General features: G+C 69.8%; 20 protein-coding genes. 12 read left to right on the plus strand and 8 right to left on the minus strand.

Features of this window, described 5'->3' with window-relative positions; all coding sequences use genetic code 11:
- Positions 1-30 precede the first annotated feature (30 nt).
- The 8 genes from pqqB (at position 31) to folK (ending at position 6,190) form a co-directional block, all read left to right on the plus strand.
- On the plus strand, positions 31-930 hold the full coding sequence (gene pqqB, locus ACLBYB_RS02145; RefSeq protein ID WP_447697706.1) for a pyrroloquinoline quinone biosynthesis protein PqqB: 900 nt from the start codon (positions 31-33) through the stop codon (positions 928-930).
- A gap of 186 nt (positions 931-1,116) precedes the next feature.
- Positions 1,117-2,202 (plus strand): pyrroloquinoline-quinone synthase PqqC, encoded by a 1,086-nt coding sequence (gene pqqC, locus ACLBYB_RS02150; RefSeq protein ID WP_020091829.1) that lies wholly within the window; start codon positions 1,117-1,119, stop codon positions 2,200-2,202.
- Positions 2,199-3,344, plus strand: a complete 1,146-nt coding sequence (pqqE, locus tag ACLBYB_RS02155; RefSeq protein WP_056521179.1) for a pyrroloquinoline quinone biosynthesis protein PqqE — start codon at positions 2,199-2,201, stop codon at positions 3,342-3,344. Before pqqC ends, pqqE begins: the two co-directional genes overlap by 4 nt.
- Positions 3,341-4,066, plus strand: coding sequence for a hypothetical protein (locus ACLBYB_RS02160; RefSeq protein ID WP_447697707.1), 726 nt, complete (start codon positions 3,341-3,343; stop codon positions 4,064-4,066). Before pqqE ends, ACLBYB_RS02160 begins: the two co-directional genes overlap by 4 nt.
- Positions 4,047-4,409: a hypothetical protein gene (locus ACLBYB_RS02165; protein WP_091678351.1), complete on the plus strand. Its 363-nt coding sequence runs from the start codon at positions 4,047-4,049 to the stop codon at positions 4,407-4,409. The genes ACLBYB_RS02160 and ACLBYB_RS02165 overlap by 20 nt, the downstream gene beginning before the upstream one ends.
- Before the next feature lie 97 nt (positions 4,410-4,506).
- Positions 4,507-5,343, plus strand: a complete 837-nt coding sequence (gene folP, locus ACLBYB_RS02170; RefSeq protein ID WP_447697708.1) for a dihydropteroate synthase — start codon at positions 4,507-4,509, stop codon at positions 5,341-5,343.
- 2 nt (positions 5,344-5,345) lie between these two features.
- Positions 5,346-5,723 carry a dihydroneopterin aldolase gene (folB, locus tag ACLBYB_RS02175; protein ID WP_020091824.1) on the plus strand — a complete coding sequence of 126 codons (378 nt, stop codon included), beginning with the start codon at positions 5,346-5,348 and terminating at the stop codon, positions 5,721-5,723.
- A complete protein-coding gene (folK, locus tag ACLBYB_RS02180; protein ID WP_132366958.1) occupies positions 5,720-6,190 on the plus strand; it encodes a 2-amino-4-hydroxy-6-hydroxymethyldihydropteridine diphosphokinase in 471 nt (156 codons plus the stop codon). The genes folB and folK overlap by 4 nt, the downstream gene beginning before the upstream one ends.
- Positions 6,191-6,229: 39 nt before the next feature.
- Here the strand turns inward: folK and xoxJ are convergent, their stop codons facing one another.
- The 6 genes from xoxJ to ACLBYB_RS02210 form a co-directional block, all read right to left on the minus strand.
- The gene (gene xoxJ / locus ACLBYB_RS02185) at positions 6,230-7,075 is read right to left on the minus strand and encodes a rare earth element methanol dehydrogenase accessory protein XoxJ (protein ID WP_244526844.1); all 846 of its coding nucleotides are present in this window, start codon (positions 7,073-7,075) and stop codon (positions 6,230-6,232) included.
- Positions 7,075-7,686, minus strand: a complete 612-nt coding sequence (locus ACLBYB_RS02190) for a c-type cytochrome, methanol metabolism-related (RefSeq protein WP_020091821.1) — start codon at positions 7,684-7,686, stop codon at positions 7,075-7,077. Before ACLBYB_RS02190 ends, xoxJ begins: the two co-directional genes overlap by 1 nt.
- 133 nt (positions 7,687-7,819) lie before the next feature.
- Positions 7,820-9,625 (minus strand): lanthanide-dependent methanol dehydrogenase XoxF1, encoded by a 1,806-nt coding sequence (gene xoxF1, locus ACLBYB_RS02195; protein ID WP_026604740.1) that lies wholly within the window; start codon positions 9,623-9,625, stop codon positions 7,820-7,822.
- 703 nt (positions 9,626-10,328) lie between these two features.
- Positions 10,329-10,616, minus strand: coding sequence for a hypothetical protein (locus ACLBYB_RS02200; RefSeq protein WP_020091819.1), 288 nt, complete (start codon positions 10,614-10,616; stop codon positions 10,329-10,331).
- A gap of 110 nt (positions 10,617-10,726) precedes the next feature.
- The gene (gene rnd / locus ACLBYB_RS02205) at positions 10,727-11,914 is read right to left on the minus strand and encodes a ribonuclease D (protein ID WP_447697709.1); all 1,188 of its coding nucleotides are present in this window, start codon (positions 11,912-11,914) and stop codon (positions 10,727-10,729) included.
- A 93-nt stretch (positions 11,915-12,007) separates the two neighbouring features.
- Positions 12,008-12,406: a hypothetical protein gene (locus tag ACLBYB_RS02210; RefSeq protein WP_447697710.1), complete on the minus strand. Its 399-nt coding sequence runs from the start codon at positions 12,404-12,406 to the stop codon at positions 12,008-12,010.
- Positions 12,407-12,550: 144 nt separating this feature from the next.
- Here ACLBYB_RS02210 and aspS point away from each other — a divergent pair, with 144 nt between their 5' ends.
- Genes aspS through ACLBYB_RS02230 form a run of 4 tightly spaced genes read left to right on the plus strand, consistent with a single transcriptional unit; the run spans position 12,551 to position 16,690 of the window.
- Positions 12,551-14,395, plus strand: a complete 1,845-nt coding sequence (aspS, locus tag ACLBYB_RS02215) for an aspartate--tRNA ligase (protein WP_091978105.1) — start codon at positions 12,551-12,553, stop codon at positions 14,393-14,395.
- A gap of 20 nt (positions 14,396-14,415) precedes the next feature.
- Positions 14,416-15,288: a glycosyltransferase family 2 protein gene (locus tag ACLBYB_RS02220; protein ID WP_447697711.1), complete on the plus strand. Its 873-nt coding sequence runs from the start codon at positions 14,416-14,418 to the stop codon at positions 15,286-15,288.
- On the plus strand, positions 15,285-16,361 hold the full coding sequence (locus ACLBYB_RS02225; RefSeq protein WP_447697712.1) for an acyltransferase family protein: 1,077 nt from the start codon (positions 15,285-15,287) through the stop codon (positions 16,359-16,361). The genes ACLBYB_RS02220 and ACLBYB_RS02225 overlap by 4 nt, the downstream gene beginning before the upstream one ends.
- Positions 16,358-16,690, plus strand: a complete 333-nt coding sequence (locus ACLBYB_RS02230) for a hypothetical protein (protein WP_020091813.1) — start codon at positions 16,358-16,360, stop codon at positions 16,688-16,690. The genes ACLBYB_RS02225 and ACLBYB_RS02230 overlap by 4 nt, the downstream gene beginning before the upstream one ends.
- Here the strand turns inward: ACLBYB_RS02230 and ACLBYB_RS02235 are convergent.
- Both ACLBYB_RS02235 and ACLBYB_RS02240 read right to left on the minus strand, forming a co-directional pair.
- Positions 16,660-16,911: a DUF3297 family protein gene (locus tag ACLBYB_RS02235; protein ID WP_020091812.1), complete on the minus strand. Its 252-nt coding sequence runs from the start codon at positions 16,909-16,911 to the stop codon at positions 16,660-16,662. The two genes, ACLBYB_RS02230 and ACLBYB_RS02235, sit on opposite strands and share 31 nt — an antisense overlap.
- Positions 16,908-17,570 carry a CatB-related O-acetyltransferase gene (locus ACLBYB_RS02240; protein ID WP_207904123.1) on the minus strand — a complete coding sequence of 221 codons (663 nt, stop codon included), beginning with the start codon at positions 17,568-17,570 and terminating at the stop codon, positions 16,908-16,910. The genes ACLBYB_RS02235 and ACLBYB_RS02240 overlap by 4 nt, the downstream gene beginning before the upstream one ends.
- Positions 17,571-17,623: the final 53 nt, after the last annotated feature.

A 17,623-nucleotide genomic window follows, 5' to 3' on the forward strand; every position in this document is an offset into this window, starting at 1 on the left:
TCACGGGCCGGGGATCTCGGGAGCCGCACCATGCGCGTCGTGATCCTCGGTTCCGCGGCCGGCGGCGGCCTTCCCCAGTGGAATTGCCGCTGCCCCATCTGCACGCTGGCGCGGTCCGAGCCGGACCGGGTGCGGCCCCGGACCCAGTCGAGCATCGCGGTCTCCGCGGACGGGTCGGACTGGCTGCTGATCAACGCCTCGCCGGATATCCGGCAACAGCTCTTCGACAATGCGCAGATGCATCCGCGCGAGGGTCTGCGCCACTCGCCGATCCGCGCCGTGCTCCTGACCAACGGTGACGTCGATCATGTCGCGGGTCTCCTGACCCTGCGCGAAGGTCAGCCCTACACGCTCTACGGCACGCGCGGGATCCTCGATTCGGTCAATGCCAACCGCGTCTTCGACGTGATGGCCGAGGGCGTCGTCGCCCGTCAGCCGATCGGCATGGACCAGCGCTTCGAGCCCCTCCCCGGCCTGGCGGTCACCCTCTTCCCGGTCCCCGGCAAGGTGCCGCTCTGGCTCGAGGACGAGACCATGCAGATCGGTGCCGAGACTGAGACCACGGTCGGCGCCCTGATCGAGGCCGGCGGCCGGCGGCTCGCCTACATCCCCGGATGTGCCCGGGTGACGGACGGTCTGCGCGCGCGGATCGCGGGCGTCGACGCGCTGCTCTTCGACGGAACCGTCCTGCACGACGACGACATGATCCGGGCCGGCGTCGGCACCAAGACCGGCTGGCGCATGGGTCACGTGCCGATGCGCGGCGAGAACGGCTCGATCGACGCCCTGGCTTCGGTCGAGATCGGGCGCCGCGTCTTCGTGCACATCAACAACACGAACCCGGTCCTGGTCGAGGGCTCGCCGGAGCGGGCCGATGTCGAGGCGGCCGGCTGGACCGTGGCGCATGACGGGCTGGGTCTGACGCTCTAGGACGCCGCGCCGACGGCCTGCCGGATCCCCGCGCCGCGGCCGAATGCGCGACCGACGGTCGCCGGCGACGGTTGGGCGCCCGGGGGGACGGCACTATATCGTGGTTGAGCCCGGACAGTCGCCCCGCGCACGAGGGCGGGATCGGAACACAGGAAACGCGACCTGAGGACGGACGCCGGACACGCCATGAACGCCATTTTCCCGACCCCCGATGCCGCCGACAGCCAGCGTCTCCTGAGTCCCGAGGAACTGGAGGCGGCCCTGCGCGACATCGGCGCGCGCCGCTACCACAACCTGCACCCGTTCCACCGGCTGCTGCACGACGGCAAGCTGTCGAAGGACCAGGTCCGGGCCTGGGCGCTGAATCGCTACTACTACCAAGCGATGATCCCGGTGAAGGACGCCGCCGTGCTGGCGCGGATGACCGACGCGTCGCTGCGGCGGATCTGGCGCCAGCGGATCGTCGACCACGACGGCGACCACGAGGGCGACGGCGGCATCGAGCGCTGGCTCAAGCTGGCCGAGGGCGTCGGCTTCGACCGCGACTACGTGCTGTCGACCCGCGGCATCCTGTCGGCCACGAAGTTCTCGGTCGAGGCCTACGTCCACTTCGTTTCCGAGCGGACGCTCCTGGAGGCGATCGCCTCGTCGCTGACCGAGATGTTCTCGCCGACGATCATCTCCGAGCGCGTGGCCGGGATGCTGAAGAACTACGACTTCATCACCAAGGACACGCTGGCCTACTTCGACAAGCGCCTGACCCAGGCGCCGCGGGACGCGGACTTCGCCCTGGACTACGTCAAGCAGCACGCCACGACGCCGGAGCTGCAGCGGCAGGCGATGGCGGCGCTGACGTTCAAGTGCACCGTGCTGTGGACGCAGCTCGACGCCCTGTACTTCGCCTACGTGGCCCCCGGCATGGTCCCGCCGGACGCGTGGCAGCCCGGCGAGGGTCTGGTGGCCGAGGCGTCTCAGGCCAAGCCGGGAGCGGCTGGCGGGAAGATGGCGGCCGGCGACCGACCGCGGCTGCCGCGCGGCGTCCGGCTGCGCAACGACGAGACCCGCGGCAAGTGGGTCCTGCTCGCCCCCGAGCGCACCTTCGACCTCGACGACAACGCCGTGGCGGTCCTGAAGCTCGTGGATGGCGCGCGGAGCGTCGCCGACATCGCGGACGAGCTGGGCAAGACCTACGCGGCCGATCCCCGCGCCATCGAGGCCGACATCCTGGTGATGCTCGACGGCCTCGCGGAGAAACGGGTTCTCGAGCGATGAACGCGCTGACGCCGAACCGCCCCGACGCGCCGGCCCCGGTCGGTCTGCTCGCCGAGCTGACCCACCGCTGCCCGCTGCGCTGCCCTTACTGCTCGAACCCGCTGGAGCTCGACCGCCGGTCGGGCGAGCTCGACACGCAGACGTGGCAGCGCGTGCTCGGGGAGGCGGCGGCGCTCGGCGTCCTGCACGTGCACCTGTCCGGCGGCGAGCCGACGGCGCGCAACGACATCGTCGAGATCACCAAGACTTGCGCCGATCTCGGCCTGTACTCGAACCTGATCACCTCCGGCGTCGGCGGGGCGCTGGGCAAGCTGCAGGCGCTCTACGACGTCGGGCTCGACCACGTGCAGCTGTCGGTGCAGGGCGTCGACGCGCAGAACGCCGAGAAGATCGGCGGCCTGAAGAACGCCCAGCCGCAGAAGTTCGAGTTCGCCGCCAAGGTGGTCGAGCTCGGCCTGCCCCTCACGCTGAACTCGGTGATCCACCGCGGCAACATCCACGAGGTGGCGGGCTTCATCGATCTCGCGGTGAAGATGGGCGCCAAGCGGCTCGAGGTGGCGCACACGCAGTATTACGGCTGGGCCTACGTCAACCGCGCCGCCCTGATGCCCGACAAGGCGCAAGTGGACGAGTCGATCCGGATCGTCGAGGCGGCCCGGGAGCGCCTGAAGGGCCAGCTCGTCATCGACCTCGTCGTGCCCGACTATTACGCGAAGTACCCGAAGGCCTGCGCGGGCGGCTGGGGCCGCAAGCTGATGAACGTCACGCCCCAGGGCAAGGTCCTGCCCTGCCACGCGGCCGAGACGATCCCGGGTCTGGAGTTCTGGAACGTCAACGACCGCTCGCTCGGCGAGATCTGGCGCGACTCGCCGGCCTTCACGGCCTATCGCGGCACCGACTGGATGAAGGAGCCCTGCCGCTCCTGCGACCGGCGCGAGAAGGACTGGGGCGGCTGCCGCTGCCAGGCGCTCGCGCTCGCCGGCGACGCGGCCGCCACGGACCCGGCCTGCTCGCTCTCGCCGCTCCACGCCAAGGTGCGGGCGCTGGCCACCGAGGAGGCGGCCGAGAACCCGCCCGACTACGTCTACCGGACGATCGGCAGCAACGTCCGGTCGCCGCTCAAGGAGGAAGTGAACTCGTGAGAAGTCTTGTCGTGAGGGGCCTCGCCGCGACGTCGGTCGCGCTGGCTCTGGCCGCGCTGCCGGCCCTCGCCGAGGACGCGCCGAAGCCCGCCACCGTCACCCCGGCGAACGCCGCCGCCCCGCCCTCCGCGGCGGATCTGCTGTTCGACCAGCCGCACATGAAGAACACGGCCGCGGGCTCGACGCTGACCTACGATTACCTGCGCCGCTCGGGGATCTCCAAGGGGCCGTTCGGGGCGCCGCTCGAGGACACGATCCAGCTGAAGGTGACGCCCGGGAAGACCGCCGAGGGCCGCGACATCAGCGTCGTGATGTTCTCCGGGCTGAACCGGATGCCGGCCGGCCCGTTCGAGGACATGGCGGGCAACCCGGTCGTCTCGCTCTTCCTCGAGAACCATCTCCGGGCCGTCGCGAAGGTGCTGGAGGCGAACCCGCGCTACCTCAAGCTCGCGATCCGCAAGGGCCTGCGCGAGAAGGCGACGGTGACGCCGACCAAGGTGGATATCGGCGGCCGCGAGGTCGACGGCTGGCGCGTGGTCACGAAGCCGTTCGCGGGCGACGCGATGGCGCAGCGCATGCGCGGCATGGACGACATGACCTATACCTTCGTCACCGCGCCCTCGGTCCCGGGCGAGATCGTCTCGATCGAGGCGTCGTCGAAGAGCCCGGACGGCGGCGAGCTGCTTGAGGAGAAGCTGAGCTATGATCAGAAGGCTGGCTGAACGGGGCGCGCTGGCCGCCCTCGCCCTCACGCTGTCGGGCCTGGCCGGCTGGGCCGCCGAGGAGAACGACTACCCGACCGACGCGCGGGTCGACTACGTGTTCGGCTGCATGGCCGCCAACGGCCAGACCCGCGAGAGCCTGCAGAAATGCTCGTGCTCGCTGGACCAGCTCGCCGCGATCCTCCCCTACGACAAGTACGTTCAGGCGAGCACGGTGCTCTCGATGCGGCAGGGCATCGGCAACCGGGCGAACGAGTTCAAGTCGACCAAGATCTTCGACGACAAGGTCGCGGAGCTGCGCCGCGCCCAGGCCGAGGCCGAGATCCGCTGCTACCACGGCTGACGCGCAGGTCTGGGCCGCACGGCGAGGCCGGCGTTGCGCCGGCCTCCCGATTCGCGCACACCGGCTCCCGAACCGCGCTCGTGAACGGGACCCGCCTGTGACCCCCTCTTCCCGCCTGTCCGACCTGCTGCCGGCGCTCGGCGGCCGCACGCTGGTCATGGGCATCCTCAACGTCACGCCCGATTCCTTCTCCGACGGCGGGCTGTTCGCCGGGGAGGCCGAGGCCGTGGCCCAGGCCGAGCGGCTGGTCGCCGAGGGGGCGGCGATCCTCGACGTCGGCGGGGAATCGACGCGGCCCGGCCACGTTGCGGTCCCCGCCGAGGAGGAGCAGGCGCGCGTCGTGCCGGTCATCCGGGCCGTGGCGCCGCGGCTGCCGGTGCCGATCTCGATCGACACCTACAAGGCCTCGACGGCGCGCGCCGCGCTCGAGGCCGGCGCGCGGATCGTGAACGACGTCTGGGGCCTCCAGCGCGAGCCCGACATCGCCAACGTCGCGGCCGCCCACGGCGCGCCGGTCATCATCATGCACAACCGCGAGACGATCGAGCCGGAGCTCGACATCGTCGCCGACATGCTGGCCTTCTTCGAGCGGTCCCTCGCGATCGCCCACCGGGCGGGCCTCGCGGATTCCGAGATCGTGCTCGATCCGGGGGTCGGGTTCGGCAAGACCTGGAACCAGCATCTCGAGGCGCTGCGGCGGCTGCCCGAGATCCGCGCCCTCGGCTTTCCGGTCCTCGTCGGCGTCTCGCGCAAGTCGCTCCTCGGACGCCTGCACGACCGCGAGACCCGTCCGGCGGACCGCCTGCACGGGTCCCTCGCCGCCCACGCCGTCGCGGCGACCCTCGGGGCCGACATCGTGCGCGTGCACGACGTGGCCGCGCATATCGACGCGATGCGCGTCGTCGACGCCGTGATGCGGCCGGAGGCGCGCTGAGCATGGCGGGCGACCTGATCCGCGTCACCCGGATCGCCGTGTTCGGCCGGCACGGCGTGCTGGCCGAGGAGGCGGTGCTCGGTCAGCGCTTCTACATCTCTCTGGAAGCGGAACTCGATCTCGGCCCGGCGGGCCGCTCCGACGACGTGGCCGGCACGGTGAGCTACGCGGATCTCACGGCGGTGGCGGTCGCGATCGCCACCGAGCGCCGGTTCAACCTGATCGAGGCCCTGGCCGAGACGGTCGCCGCGGAGATCCTCGCGCGCTTCGCGCAGGTCGACGCCATAACCGTTCAGGTCGACAAGCCGAGCGCGCCCGTCCCCGCCATCCTGGACAGCGTCGGCGTCGCGATCACGCGCCGCCGCGGAGCCGGTCGATGAGGGCGTATCTCGGCATCGGCAGCAATGTCGGCGACATGGCCGCGATGCTCGACCGCGCGGTCACCGGTCTCGCCGCGATCCCGGGCATCGACGTCGTGGCACGCTCGGCCGACTACCGGACCCCGCCCTGGGGCAAGACCGATCAGCCGTGGTTCCTGAACGGGGCCGTGGCGGTCGAGACCGACCTCGATCCGCACGGGCTGCTCGACGCCTGCCTGCGGGTGGAGCACGACCTCGGCCGGATCCGCGAGGAGCGCTGGGGGCCCCGTGTGATCGACATCGACGTCCTGGCCTACGAGGGCGCCAGCATCGACGACGCGCGTCTCGTCCTGCCGCACCGCTACGTGCGCGAGCGGGCCTTCGTGCTCGTCCCGCTGGCGGAGATCGCGCCCGACCTCGTCATCGGCGGCGAGCGCGTGGTGGATGCCCTGGCGAAGCTCGACTCGACCGGTATCGCGCGCGCCTGATGGCGGCGCGCGCGGCGGCGCGCGCTGCGGCGCTGCGCGTCAGCGCTCGCCGGGGGCGACGAGCTTGTTCTCTTCCTCGTCGAGGAGCGGCACGTCGTAGTCGCGCAGGACCTTGTCGATGTCGGCCTTGCGCTTGCGCAGGATGGTGTTCAGCGAGCGCTTCCAGTCGTTCTCGCCGATCCGGACACCCATGGCGATCCGGTACGCCATCGGCGGACGCTCCGGCTCCTTCAGCAGTGGCACGACGCTCATGGGCGTGCCGGACTGCTTGGCGAGCCAGCCCGCCGCCGGGCCCCAGAGGACGGCCGCGTCGATCTCCTTCGCGGCCAGGGCCGCGACGATCTCGGCAGCGACCGTCTGGTGCTTGCGGGACGGGTCGAGCTGGTAGGGCGCGTAGGCCTTCATGGCCGAGACGAGGCCCAGTTCGCCCATCCGGTTGACCGGCGGCGTCCCGGCGATCACGCCGATGCTCTTGCCCTTCAGCCGTGGGTCGTCGAGGGCCGTCACACCGTCGAGTTCGCCCGCGCGGGTGACCAGCGTGTAGGCCGATCGATAGTAGGGATTGGTGGTCTGGACGAGGTCGCTGCCGAAGGCCTGGCCCATGATGACGTCGCAGAGGCCGGTTCCGAGCGTGTTGCGCACGAAGCCCGGACCCTGCGTCAGCCAGTAGTAGCGGACCTTGATCTTCAGCTCGTCGGCGATGATCGCCGCGATCTTGTTCTCGAAGCCGTCCTCCTTGCGTTCGGAGAACGGCATGTTGCCCGGATCACCGCAGACGCGCAGCACGTCCGTGGTGACGGTATCCGGCAGATGCTGGGCGAGCGCGCCCTGCGCCCCGAAGACGGTCAGGGCGCAGAGAACGGCGATCCGGGCAGGAGACGACATCAGCCGCCCATGCATTCCTTCTCCGCCTTTTTGGCGGTCTCGGGTTTGCCCTCGTGCTCGGAGGGACGGATACGCCCGATCGCGCCGGAGGCGCGCGCCTTGAGGTAGACGTAGAGGTCGTCCGAGTAGCACATGACATTCTTGTTGTCACCGAAGGCCGGCATGACCTTCTGCTCGGCGGCGTTCACTTCCTGCTTGCCGCCAGCCAGGATGCCGATGAACTCCTCGTAGGAGAGGTGCTTCAGCGAGTCCTTGAGGGCCGGCGCGTAGGTCGAGCCCATGCCGTCCGGGCCGTGGCAGACGTGGCACTCGGCGTGATAGCGGCGGTAGCCCGAGTAGGTGTACCAGTCGAGCATCTTGCCGTCCTGGGTCACGTGGAACGTCGGGTGGCCCTCGGCGTCGAAGTACTTGCCGTCGTCGACCTTCACGGCCGCGTCCTTCTTCAGGAGCTTGTCATCCTGCTCGGCGGTCTTGTCGTTCGCGTTCAGCGAATTCGCCAGCTTGGGGTCGGCGGGCTTGGCATCCTCAGCATGTACGGCAACCGTCGAGACGGTCGCTAGGGCGAGGGCGGCGATAACCGGCCGCGTTACGATCTTGCTGAGGTTGAGCAACGCATGTGTCTCCCTTGATCGAGGCTCTTGGTCTCCCTCCGAGACGCAGCCTCTTGCGAGAAAGTCTAATCACAAGGATGCCGGCGCGGGAACCCGCGCCGGCACCATTTTTCACTTCAAACCCTGCGGCCGATTAGTTCGGCAGGGCGAAGACCGTCAGCTGACCGCCGAGGTTGGTGTACTGCGACAGAGCCGCGTAGCCACCCACCGCGCCGAGGCCGGCGTTCGGGTCGGTCAGGCCGGCCGCGAGGCCGATGCCGGCCCAGCCGCCGACGCCCGAGAGGACGCCCACGTACTGCTTGCCCTTGTGCTGGTAGGTCATCACGTTGCCGATGATGCCCGACGGGGTCTTGAACTTGAACAGCTCCTTGCCGGTCTTGTCGTCGACCGCCTTCAGGTAGCCCTCAAGCGTGCCGTAGAACACGACGTCGCCAGCGGTGGCCAGAGCACCGGACCACACCGAGAACTGCTCGGGGTTCGTCCACTTGATCTTGCCGTTGACGCCGTCCCACGCGATGAAGTTGCCCATGCCGCCGTGCGAGTTCGGGGCCGGGTACATCGAGAGGGTCGCACCGACGTAGGGCTGGCCCGGGGTGTAGGTCACCCGGAACGGCTCGTAGTCCATGCAGACGTGGTTGGTGGGCACGTAGAACAGGTTGGTCTTCGGCGAGAAGGCCGCAGGCTGCTGATCCTTGGTGCCCAGCGCCGCCGGGCAGATGCCCTTGGAGTTGGTGTCCTCACCGTTCTGCTCGGTCGAGTACTTCGACACGACCAGCGGCCGGCCGTAGTTCTTCGAGCCCTTGTCCATGTCGACCTTGGTCGCCCAGTTGACGGCCGGGTCGAACTTCTCGGCGACGAGGAGGGTGCCGTCCGCGCGGTTCAGCGTGTAGCCGAAGCCGTTACGGTCGAAGTGGGTCAGGAGCGGCTGCTCCTTGCCGTCGATCTTCTGATCCGTGAGGATCATCTCGTTGATGCCGTCGTAGTCCCACTCGTCGTGGGGGGTCATCTGGTAGACCCACTTGGCCATGCCGGTGTCCGGGTTACGCGCCCAGATGGTCATGGACCACTTGTTGTCGCCCGGACGCTGCTTGGGGTTCCAGGTCGAGGGGTTGCCCGAGCCGTAGTACATCAGGTCGAGCTTGGGGTCGTACGAGAACCAGCCCCAGGTGCAGCCGCCGCCGGTCTTCCACTGATCGCCTTCCCAGGTCTTCAGCGAGGAATCCTTGCCGATCGGCTTGCCGAGCGAGGTGGTCTTCTCCGGGTCGACGATCAGCTGATCGTCCGGGCCCTCGGAGTAGCCGCGCCACACCTTCTTGCCGGTCTTCAGGTCGTAGGCGGTGACGTGGCACTGCACGCCGAACTCGCCGCCCGAGATGCCGACGATGACCTTGTCCTTGACCGGCAGAACCGTCGCGGTGTTGGTCTCGCCCTTCTTCGGGTCGCCGTTCACGACCGACCAGTTGACCTTGCCGGTCTTGGCGTCGAGCGACACGAGGGTGGTGTCGGCCTGGTGCAGGAGGATGGCGCCGTCGGCGTAGGCCAGACCACGGTTGACCGTGTCACAGCACATGACCGGGATCACGGACGGATCCTGCTTCGGCTCGTACTTCCAGACGATCTTCGCGTCGTGGTCGAGGTCGAGGGCGTACACGATGTTCGGGAACGGCGTGTGCACGTACATCATGTTGCCGACGACGAGCGGCGAGCCCTCGTGGCCGCGCAGCACGCCGGTCGAGAACGTCCAGGCGACCTGCAGGTCCTTGACGTTCTTGGCGTTGATCTGGTCGAGCTTCGAGTAGCGCGTATTCGCGTAGTCTACCGTCTGAAGAACCTGTTCCGCCGGGTTGGCGATGCCCTTCATGACGCTTTCATTGGCCAGCGCCGGCGCGGCGACGGCCGCGACACCTGCGCCGAGCGCAAGGAGATGTACCGCTCTCATGGGTTCCTCCGACAAGTCTTGAGAGTTCTCACGGCGCGCGAAGAGAGTGGCGTCGCTCGGACTCCGACCTGACTGTTTGCGACAGGGATGGACGCCTCGGTAGCGGGCATAGTGGACTTCGAGGAGATCTACTGATCCCCTAGCCAGGAGCCGCCATCCCTGAGGCGTCTCCCTCGAAACCGAGGCTTGCCCGGACCTTAAGAGATTTTTGAGCGCCGTCAACTCGCTGTTCGACGCCTGTGGGCACACGGTGAAAGCTTCTTTTCGGGTGACACAGGCACGACGGATGTCATGCGTTTGCGAAAAGAAATGTTGCGACGCACAAGAGATGCTGCCTGCTCTGACCTCGGTCTCACGGGGTTGTGTCCGTTTCCCATGCAGACCTTGCAAACAGGCGAGCTTTGCTGCGCTTAAGCATGCGTCCCCCGCGCGGTGGGCGGGATTCAGGCGCGCCTGGACGCGCGGCTGCTGCAGGTCCGCGGACTGCACTGCAAGACGCTTCGGTGGCTATGGGTTGCCGAATTTTCCCGAAAGCCCGCTGTGCGCCCAGTCGCCGCATCCCGTTTTTCCGCGGATCCCGGGCTGATCGGTGGGGTTCGCGCGCGACAAATTGCCGAATCATCCCGCTTCTGAGAATCGGGATTGGTCGCGCGCGCGGACCAGGAGGTCTCTTTCAGGATCTGCGGAACGGCTCTTGCCGGCGTCAGACCGCGCCGACCGGCCCGGTGCTCTCGAACTCCGCAGTGTCGCCGATCAGATCGGTCACGGAGATGTTGAGGCGACGGCCGTTGGACAGGCGGAGCTGGGCATCGGGCTCGAGCCAGACCGGTCGCAGGCCCGCGTAGCTGCCGTACAGATTGCCGTAGGCGACGACACCGCCTTCGCGCCTCTCGACCACAACCCGGTAGCGGACGCGGACGGCCTCACACCCTTCGGCCGACACGAGACCGCGCCCGGTCAGCGTCTTGAGGATCTCGTTCGGCTCGAACATACGCGGGACGCAGGGGCGGGATTAAGCGGCAACCGAATTGCCATTTAATCCCGGACCCGCGGCGAGTCACGCCCGCCAGTGCGGATTGTGCGGTCAGTGCCGCTGCAACGTCATCGGTCCGGGTCGGCGCCGCTGCCGACAGGTTCGGCTTCCAGGGGACGGACCACGATGCGACCGGACTCGACCGAGAGGGCCAGCCGTCCCTGCTTCAGCGCCAGCGCCTTCTCGCCGAACAGCGTCCGGCGCCAGCCCTGCAGCGCCGGGACCTCGGCGTCGTCGTCGTCGGCGACCGCTTCCAGATCGTCGACCGTGGCGATGATCTTCGGCGCCACGCCCTCGGCCTCGCAGACCGCCTTCAGCAGCACCTTCAGGAGCTCGACGATCGCGCCGTTGCCGCCGCTCCGCCGCACGCGCTCGGGCATCCGGACGGCGCTCGTGTCGCGGGCGAGACCGCGCTCCACGGCGGCGACGATGTCGGCCCCCGTCCGGGAGCGCTCGAAGCCCGCCGGGATCGTCCGCAGCCGCCCGAGCGCCTCCGCGCTCCGCGGCGCCGCCGAGGCGATATCGATGACCGCCTCGTCCTTCAGGACGCGCCCGCGCGGCACGTTGCGCGTCTGCGCCTCGCTCTCGCGCCAGGCCGCGACCTCCATCAGCACGGCGATCTCCCGCGGCTTGCGCATGCGGCCGGAGAGGCGGCGCCACGCCTGAACGGGATCGGCGCGGTAGGTCTCGGGAGACGTCAGCACCGCCATCTCCTCGTCGAGCCACGCGCCGCGGTCGGTCCGCAGCAGCTCGGCGACGAGGACTTCGTAGATCTTCACCAAGTGGGTGACGTCTGACAGCGCGTAGGTCAGCTGCGCCTCCGAGAGCGGGCGCCGCGACCAGTCGGTGAAGCGGGAGGACTTGTCGATCTTGGCCTTCGCGACGTCGTTGACGAGCTGCTCGTACGAGACGGAATCGCCGTAGCCGCAGACCATGGCGGCGACCTGCGTGTCGAAGAACGGGTGCGGCAGGATCCCGCCGATCAGCCAGATGATCTCCAGGTCCTGGCGGGCGGAGTGGAACACCTTGACGGTGCCCTCGTCGGCCATGAGGGCGATGAACGGCCCGAGGTCGATCCCCGGCGCCAGCGGATCCACCAGGACGCCGGTCCCGTCCGGTGCCGCCATCTGGATCAGGCACAGTTTCGGATAATACGTCGTCTCGCGCATGAACTCCGTGTCGACGGTCACGAAGGGCTGCTCGGCGAGACGTGTGCAGATCTGGCGCAGCGCGTCAGTGGTGGTGATCAGGTCCATGCACCGGCTATACGCAACCGCGGCGGACATGGGGAGACGCGGCTTCGCAGGTCCCCATCTTTCACGCCTTCACGCGCGGCCCGGCGACTGCGATCACGCCACGGCCGCGACCGCCGCCTTCCGGCGCGCCCGCGCCTGCCGGCGAATCCGCAGCGCGTCGGCCCGACGCTGCGCCTCGGCGCGCGCGAGCAGGCGGTCGAGGATGCCGGTCTCGATCCGCTCGCCGGTGGCCCCGTCGACGAGGCGGCGGATCCGGTCGACCCGGAACCCGCGATAGCCGCCGCGCCGGGCATCGATGCCGCCGAGCAGCGTCCGCCCCGGCCCGAGCCTGAGCTCGCGGGCGTCGAGGGAGCGGTTGCTCCAGGCCCCGGCCGCGTCCTCGTAGACGAGGTCGAAACGGCCCTCGAGGGGCAGCGTCCGCCACCCGGCCGCGGTGCGTTCGGGCGCCGCCTTCGCGGGGCACTCCAGATCGAAAAAGAGGTTGTCGTTCATGGAGATGATATGGGGATTCGGGGTCTTCTGCGGTAGGCCAGCGGGCGAGTCGCGCGCGGCTTTCGGCGCCGTTCTGCGCGCCCCGCGCTTGACTTGGGGGGCCTCGCGTGAATGGTGCCGGCCTTCCCACAGAAGAAGCCCGTCATGCACCGTTACCGTTCCCACACCTGCGGGGCGCTCCGCCCGTCCGATGTCGGGCAGAGTGTCCGCCTCTCCGGCTGGTGCCACCGCATCCGCGACCACGGGGGCGTGCTGTTCGTCGATCTGCGGGACCATTACGGCCTGACCCAGTGCGTGATCGATTCCGATTCCCCGGCCTTCAAGGCCGCCGAGGCCGTGCGCTCGGAATGGGTCGTGCGGATCGACGGGCGCGTGCGCACGCGCCCGGCCGGCACCGAGAATGCCGAGCTGCCGACCGGCGCGGTCGAGGTCTACATCGACGACCTCGAGGTGCTGGGGCCGGCGGGCGAGCTGCCGCTGCCGGTCTTCGGCGACCTCGAGTATCCGGAGGAGACGCGGCTCCGGTACCGCTTCCTCGACCTGCGCCGGGAGAAGCTCCACGCCAACATCATGAAGCGCGGCGCGATCATCGACTCGCTCCGCCGCCGGATGCGGGACGGCGGCTTCTTCGAGTTCCAGACCCCGATCCTGACAGCCTCCTCGCCCGAGGGCGCCCGCGACTACCTCGTGCCGTCGCGGGTCCATCCCGGCAAGTTCTACGCGCTCCCGCAGGCGCCGCAGCAGTTCAAGCAGCTGACGATGATCGCGGGCTTCGACCGCTACTTCCAGATCGCCCCGTGCTTCCGCGACGAGGATGCCCGCGCCGACCGCTCGCCGGGCGAGTTCTACCAGCTCGACATCGAGATGAGCTTCGTCACCCAGGAGGACGTGTTCCAGGCGGTGGAGCCGGTGCTGCGCGGCGTGTTCGAGGAGTTCGCCGAGGGCAAGCGCGTCACCAAGGAATTCCCGCGGATCACCTACGCGGACTCGATGCTGAAATACGGCGTCGACAAGCCGGACCTGCGCAACCCACTGATCATCGCCGACGTCTCCGACCTGTTCGCCCGCGAGGACGTGGCGTTCAAGGCGTTCAAGGGCGTGGTCGCCTCGGGCGGCGTCGTCCGGGCGATCCCGGCGACCGGCGCGGCGAGCCAGCCGCGCTCGTTCTTCGACAAGCTCAACGACTGGGCCCGCTCCGAGGGCGCGCCCGGCCTCGGCTACGTCGTGTTCGAGGAGGAGAACGGCGCGCTCACCGGCAAGGGACCGATCGCCAAGTTCATCCCGGCGGAGGTTCAGGCCCTGATCGCCGAGCGCTCCGGCGCGAAGGCGGGCGACGCCGTGTTCTTCTCCGCCGGTCCGGAGGCCAAGGCGGCCGGGCTCGCCGGCAAGGCGCGCGTCCGGATCGGCGACGAGCTGGGCCTCTGCGACAAGGACCAGTACGCGTTCTGCTGGATCACCGACTTCCCGATGTACGAGTGGAGCGAGGAGGAGAAGCGGATCGACTTCTCCCACAACCCGTTCTCGATGCCGAACATCGACCGCGAGGAGTTCCTCGCGCTCGACCTCGACGCCCTCGCGAGCGAGGACGAGAACGGCGCGAACACCAAGCGGATCCTCGGGATCAAGGCGTTCCAGTACGACATCGTCTGCAACGGCGTGGAGCTGTCCTCGGGCGCGATCCGCAACCACCGTCCGGACGTGATGGAGAAGGCCTTCGCCATCGCGGGCTACGGCCACGAGGTGCTGGAGCAGAAGTTCGGCGGCATGCTCAACGCCCTGCGCATGGGCGCCCCGCCGCACGGCGGCATCGCGCCGGGCGTGGACCGCATCGTCATGCTCCTGTGCAACGAGCCGAACATCCGCGAGGTCGTGCTGTTCCCGATGAACCAGCGCGCCGAGGACCTGATGATGGGCGCGCCCTCCGAGGCGACCCCCAAGCAGCTGCGCGAGCTGCACATCCGCCTCAACCTGCCCGAGAAGAAGGCCTGAGGCGCCCATAGTCCCCCGCGGTGGCGAGCCTCGTCGCGATCGTCGTCGCCCACGACAGCGCCGACGTGCTGCCGGCCTGTCTCGCGGCGCTCGCCGGCGAGCATGTGCCGGCGATCGTCGTGGACAATGCCAGCCGGGACGCCTCCGCGTCGGTCGCGGAGGCGGCCGGCGCGCAGGTGATCCGCAACGCCCGCAACGAGGGCTACGGCCGCGCCAACAACCGGGGCGTCCGCGCGGCCGAGACGGCGGAGCACGTCCTCGTCGTCAACCCGGACGTCGTGCTGCGGCCGGGCACCGTGGACGCCCTGCTGGACGCGGCCCGCACCTGGCCGGATGCCGGGCTTATCGCCCCGCGCCTCGTCGAATCCGACGGGCGCTTCTTCTTCCAGGCGCGGTCCCTGCTCGCGCCCTACCTGACCAATCCCGCGGGCCGGCTCGCGCTGCCGCAGGGCGATGCCTGCGCGCCGTTCCTCTCCGGGGCCTGCCTGATGATGCCGCGCGCCCTGTTCCTCGATCTCGGCGGCTTCGACGAGAACATCTTCCTGTTCTACGAGGACGATGACCTGTGCCGGCGCGTGGCCGACAGCGGCCGCGCCCTGATCCACGTCCACCGCGCCGAGGCGCTGCACGGTCGCGGCCGATCGTCGGCGCCGGAGCCGGGACGGGTGTTCCGCGCGCGCTGGCATCAGGCGTGGTCGCGCGCCTATGTCAGCCGGAAGTACGGCCTCCCGGACCCGAGCCTCGCCGTCCTGGGCGCCAACCTGCCGAAGGCGCTGCTGTCGGGTCTGGTCCTCCGGCGGGCCGGGCTCGAGCGTTACGGCGGCTCGGCCGCGGGCGCCCTCGCTTTCCTGCGCGGCCGGACCGCGCTGGCCCGCGAGGGTCTGACCGGATGAGCGCGCCGACGATCGCGACCGCGCTGGCGCGCGGGCGCAACGGCTTCACCGGCCTGCGGCTGATGCTGGCTCTGGCCGTCGTTGTGTCCCACGCGTTCAGCGTCGCGACCGGCGCGGCGGGCGACGAGCCCCTCGCCCGGCTCACCGGCTACACGCTGGGCGAACACGCGGTGAACGGCTTCTTCGCGGTGTCGGGCTTCCTGGTCACCATGAGCTGCGACCGCCGCGGCCTCCGGGACTACGCCCTCGCCCGGACCCTGCGGATCCTCCCGGGACTCGTGGCGGCGACGCTCGTCGTCGCGCTCGGGCTCGGCGCGGCCCTGACCCGCCTGCCCGTCACCGAGTACTGGCGCGATCCCGCCCTGTGGTCGTTCATCCGCGGGACGCTGACGACCTTCAAGAGCAACGCCGCCCTGCCCGGCGTCTTCGAATCCCACCCCTACCGGGCACCCCTCGGCACGGTCTGGACGCTCAAGTACGAGGTGCTGTGCTACCTCGGCGTCCTCGTCGCCGCCCTGTGCGGCCTGCTCCGGCGCCGATGGTCGGCGCCCCTGATCGTGGCCGGCCTGGCGCTCGCCCTGACGATCGCCTGCGGCCTCCGCGGTCCGGACCTGCCCAAGGGCACCGAGACGGCGCTGCGCCTGCCGCTGATCTTCGCGGCCGGGGCGTGTCTCTACCTGTGGCGCGACCGCCTGCATGTCTCGGCCGCGGCCCTCGCCTGCCTGGTCTTCGGCGCTTTCGTCCTCGCGCGGACGCCGGCCTACCCGGCCCTGCTGTTCCTCGCCGAGGCCTACGGCGTGGTCTGGCTCGCCCTCGGCCCCCTCGCGCGCGGCCTGTTCGACCCTGCGGCCGACCTCTCCTACGGGATCTATCTCTACGGCTGGCCGGTCCAGCAGACCCTGCACGCCCTGTGGCCGGCCGCCTCCGGGCCCGCGCTGCTGGTGCCGGCCCTCGCCCTCACGCTGCCGGTCGCGGCGCTGTCCTGGTACGGGGTCGAGCGGCCGGCCCTGTCGCTGAAGGCGCGCGCGCTCGGGCGGCGCCGCCTCGGCACGATCGAGCCGGCCGGGCCGTGACCGCCGACGGGCCTCTCCCGCCGCTGAAGACGCTCGCTCGCGCGGCGCGGATGCTGGAGGCGGACGGCTTCGCGATCGTCGCCCGGAACGAGCGCGGCGACAGCCTGTACCTGCGGCGACCCGACTGCGCCTGGCACCTGCGCGTCTCGAACCACCGGCGCACCGCCAAGCAGCGCGCCCGGCGCTCCGATATCCTCGCGAGCCTCGTCATCGACGGGCCGCGCTCCTCGGATCAGATCGGGAACCTCGTCCGCGAAGCCGTCCGGAACTTCGAGGCCGCCCTGGCGCGGGTGGCGGATCAGGCGTCCGCGGCGGGGTCGCGGAAGTAGGGCTCCACGGTGCCCTTCAGCTTCACGGTCATCGGGTTGCCGGCCCGGTCGAGGGCCTTGCCGGCCGAGAGGCGGACCCATCCCTCGCTCACGCAGTACTCCTCGACGTTCGTCTTCTCGACGCCCTTGAACCGGACACCGACCCCGCGCTCCAGCACCTTCTCGTCGTAGAACGGGCTGTTCGGGTTGGAAGCGAGGCGGTCGGGGGGCGTGTCGGTCATCGTCCGGATCTCGGATGGTCTTCGTGGAGGGCTCCGCCGGTACGGGAATCCGGGCCCGCGCGCAACGCCGCGAGCAGGTCGGCGATCCGCCCGCTCTGGAGCAGCGGTACCAGCCGGGTCACCGCGTCGTGCGGGAGGTCCCACCACGCCGCCGCGACGAGCGCCTCCACGGTCGCCGCGTCGAAGCGGTGGCGCACGACCTTGGCCGGGTTGCCCGCCACCACGGCGTAGGCCGGCACGTCGCGGGTCACCACGGCGCGGGCCGCCACCACGGCCCCGTGCCCGACGGTCACCCCCGAGAGGATCATGCAGCCCGATCCGAGCCAGACATCGTGCCCGATCACCACGTCGCCCCGGGAGGCGTGGAAATCCTCCGGCGCCGCGGCGTCCGGGAACAGCCCGCGCATCGCCGCGAACGGATAAGTCGACGCCCAGTCGAGGCGGTGATCGCCGCCGAGCAGGATCTCGACCTTGTCAGCGATGGAACAATAGCGGCCGATCGTCAGCCGCCGCCCGCTCTCCGGGAAGCGGACTTTTGGACGCCCGTACGAATAAGCGCCTATGGAGAACCCGTGGGTCCTCGCCAGCTTGGCGAGGTGGATCCGGGTCTCGTTGTGCGGGTTGCGCCCCCTGCGCAGCCGGTGCAACAGACCGGTCATGACGCGAGCCCGCGCGATGCGCGACCGCGTCGTCCTCGGTGAAAAAGGTGAGC

Source organism: Methylobacterium sp. D54C (assembly GCF_053345595.1).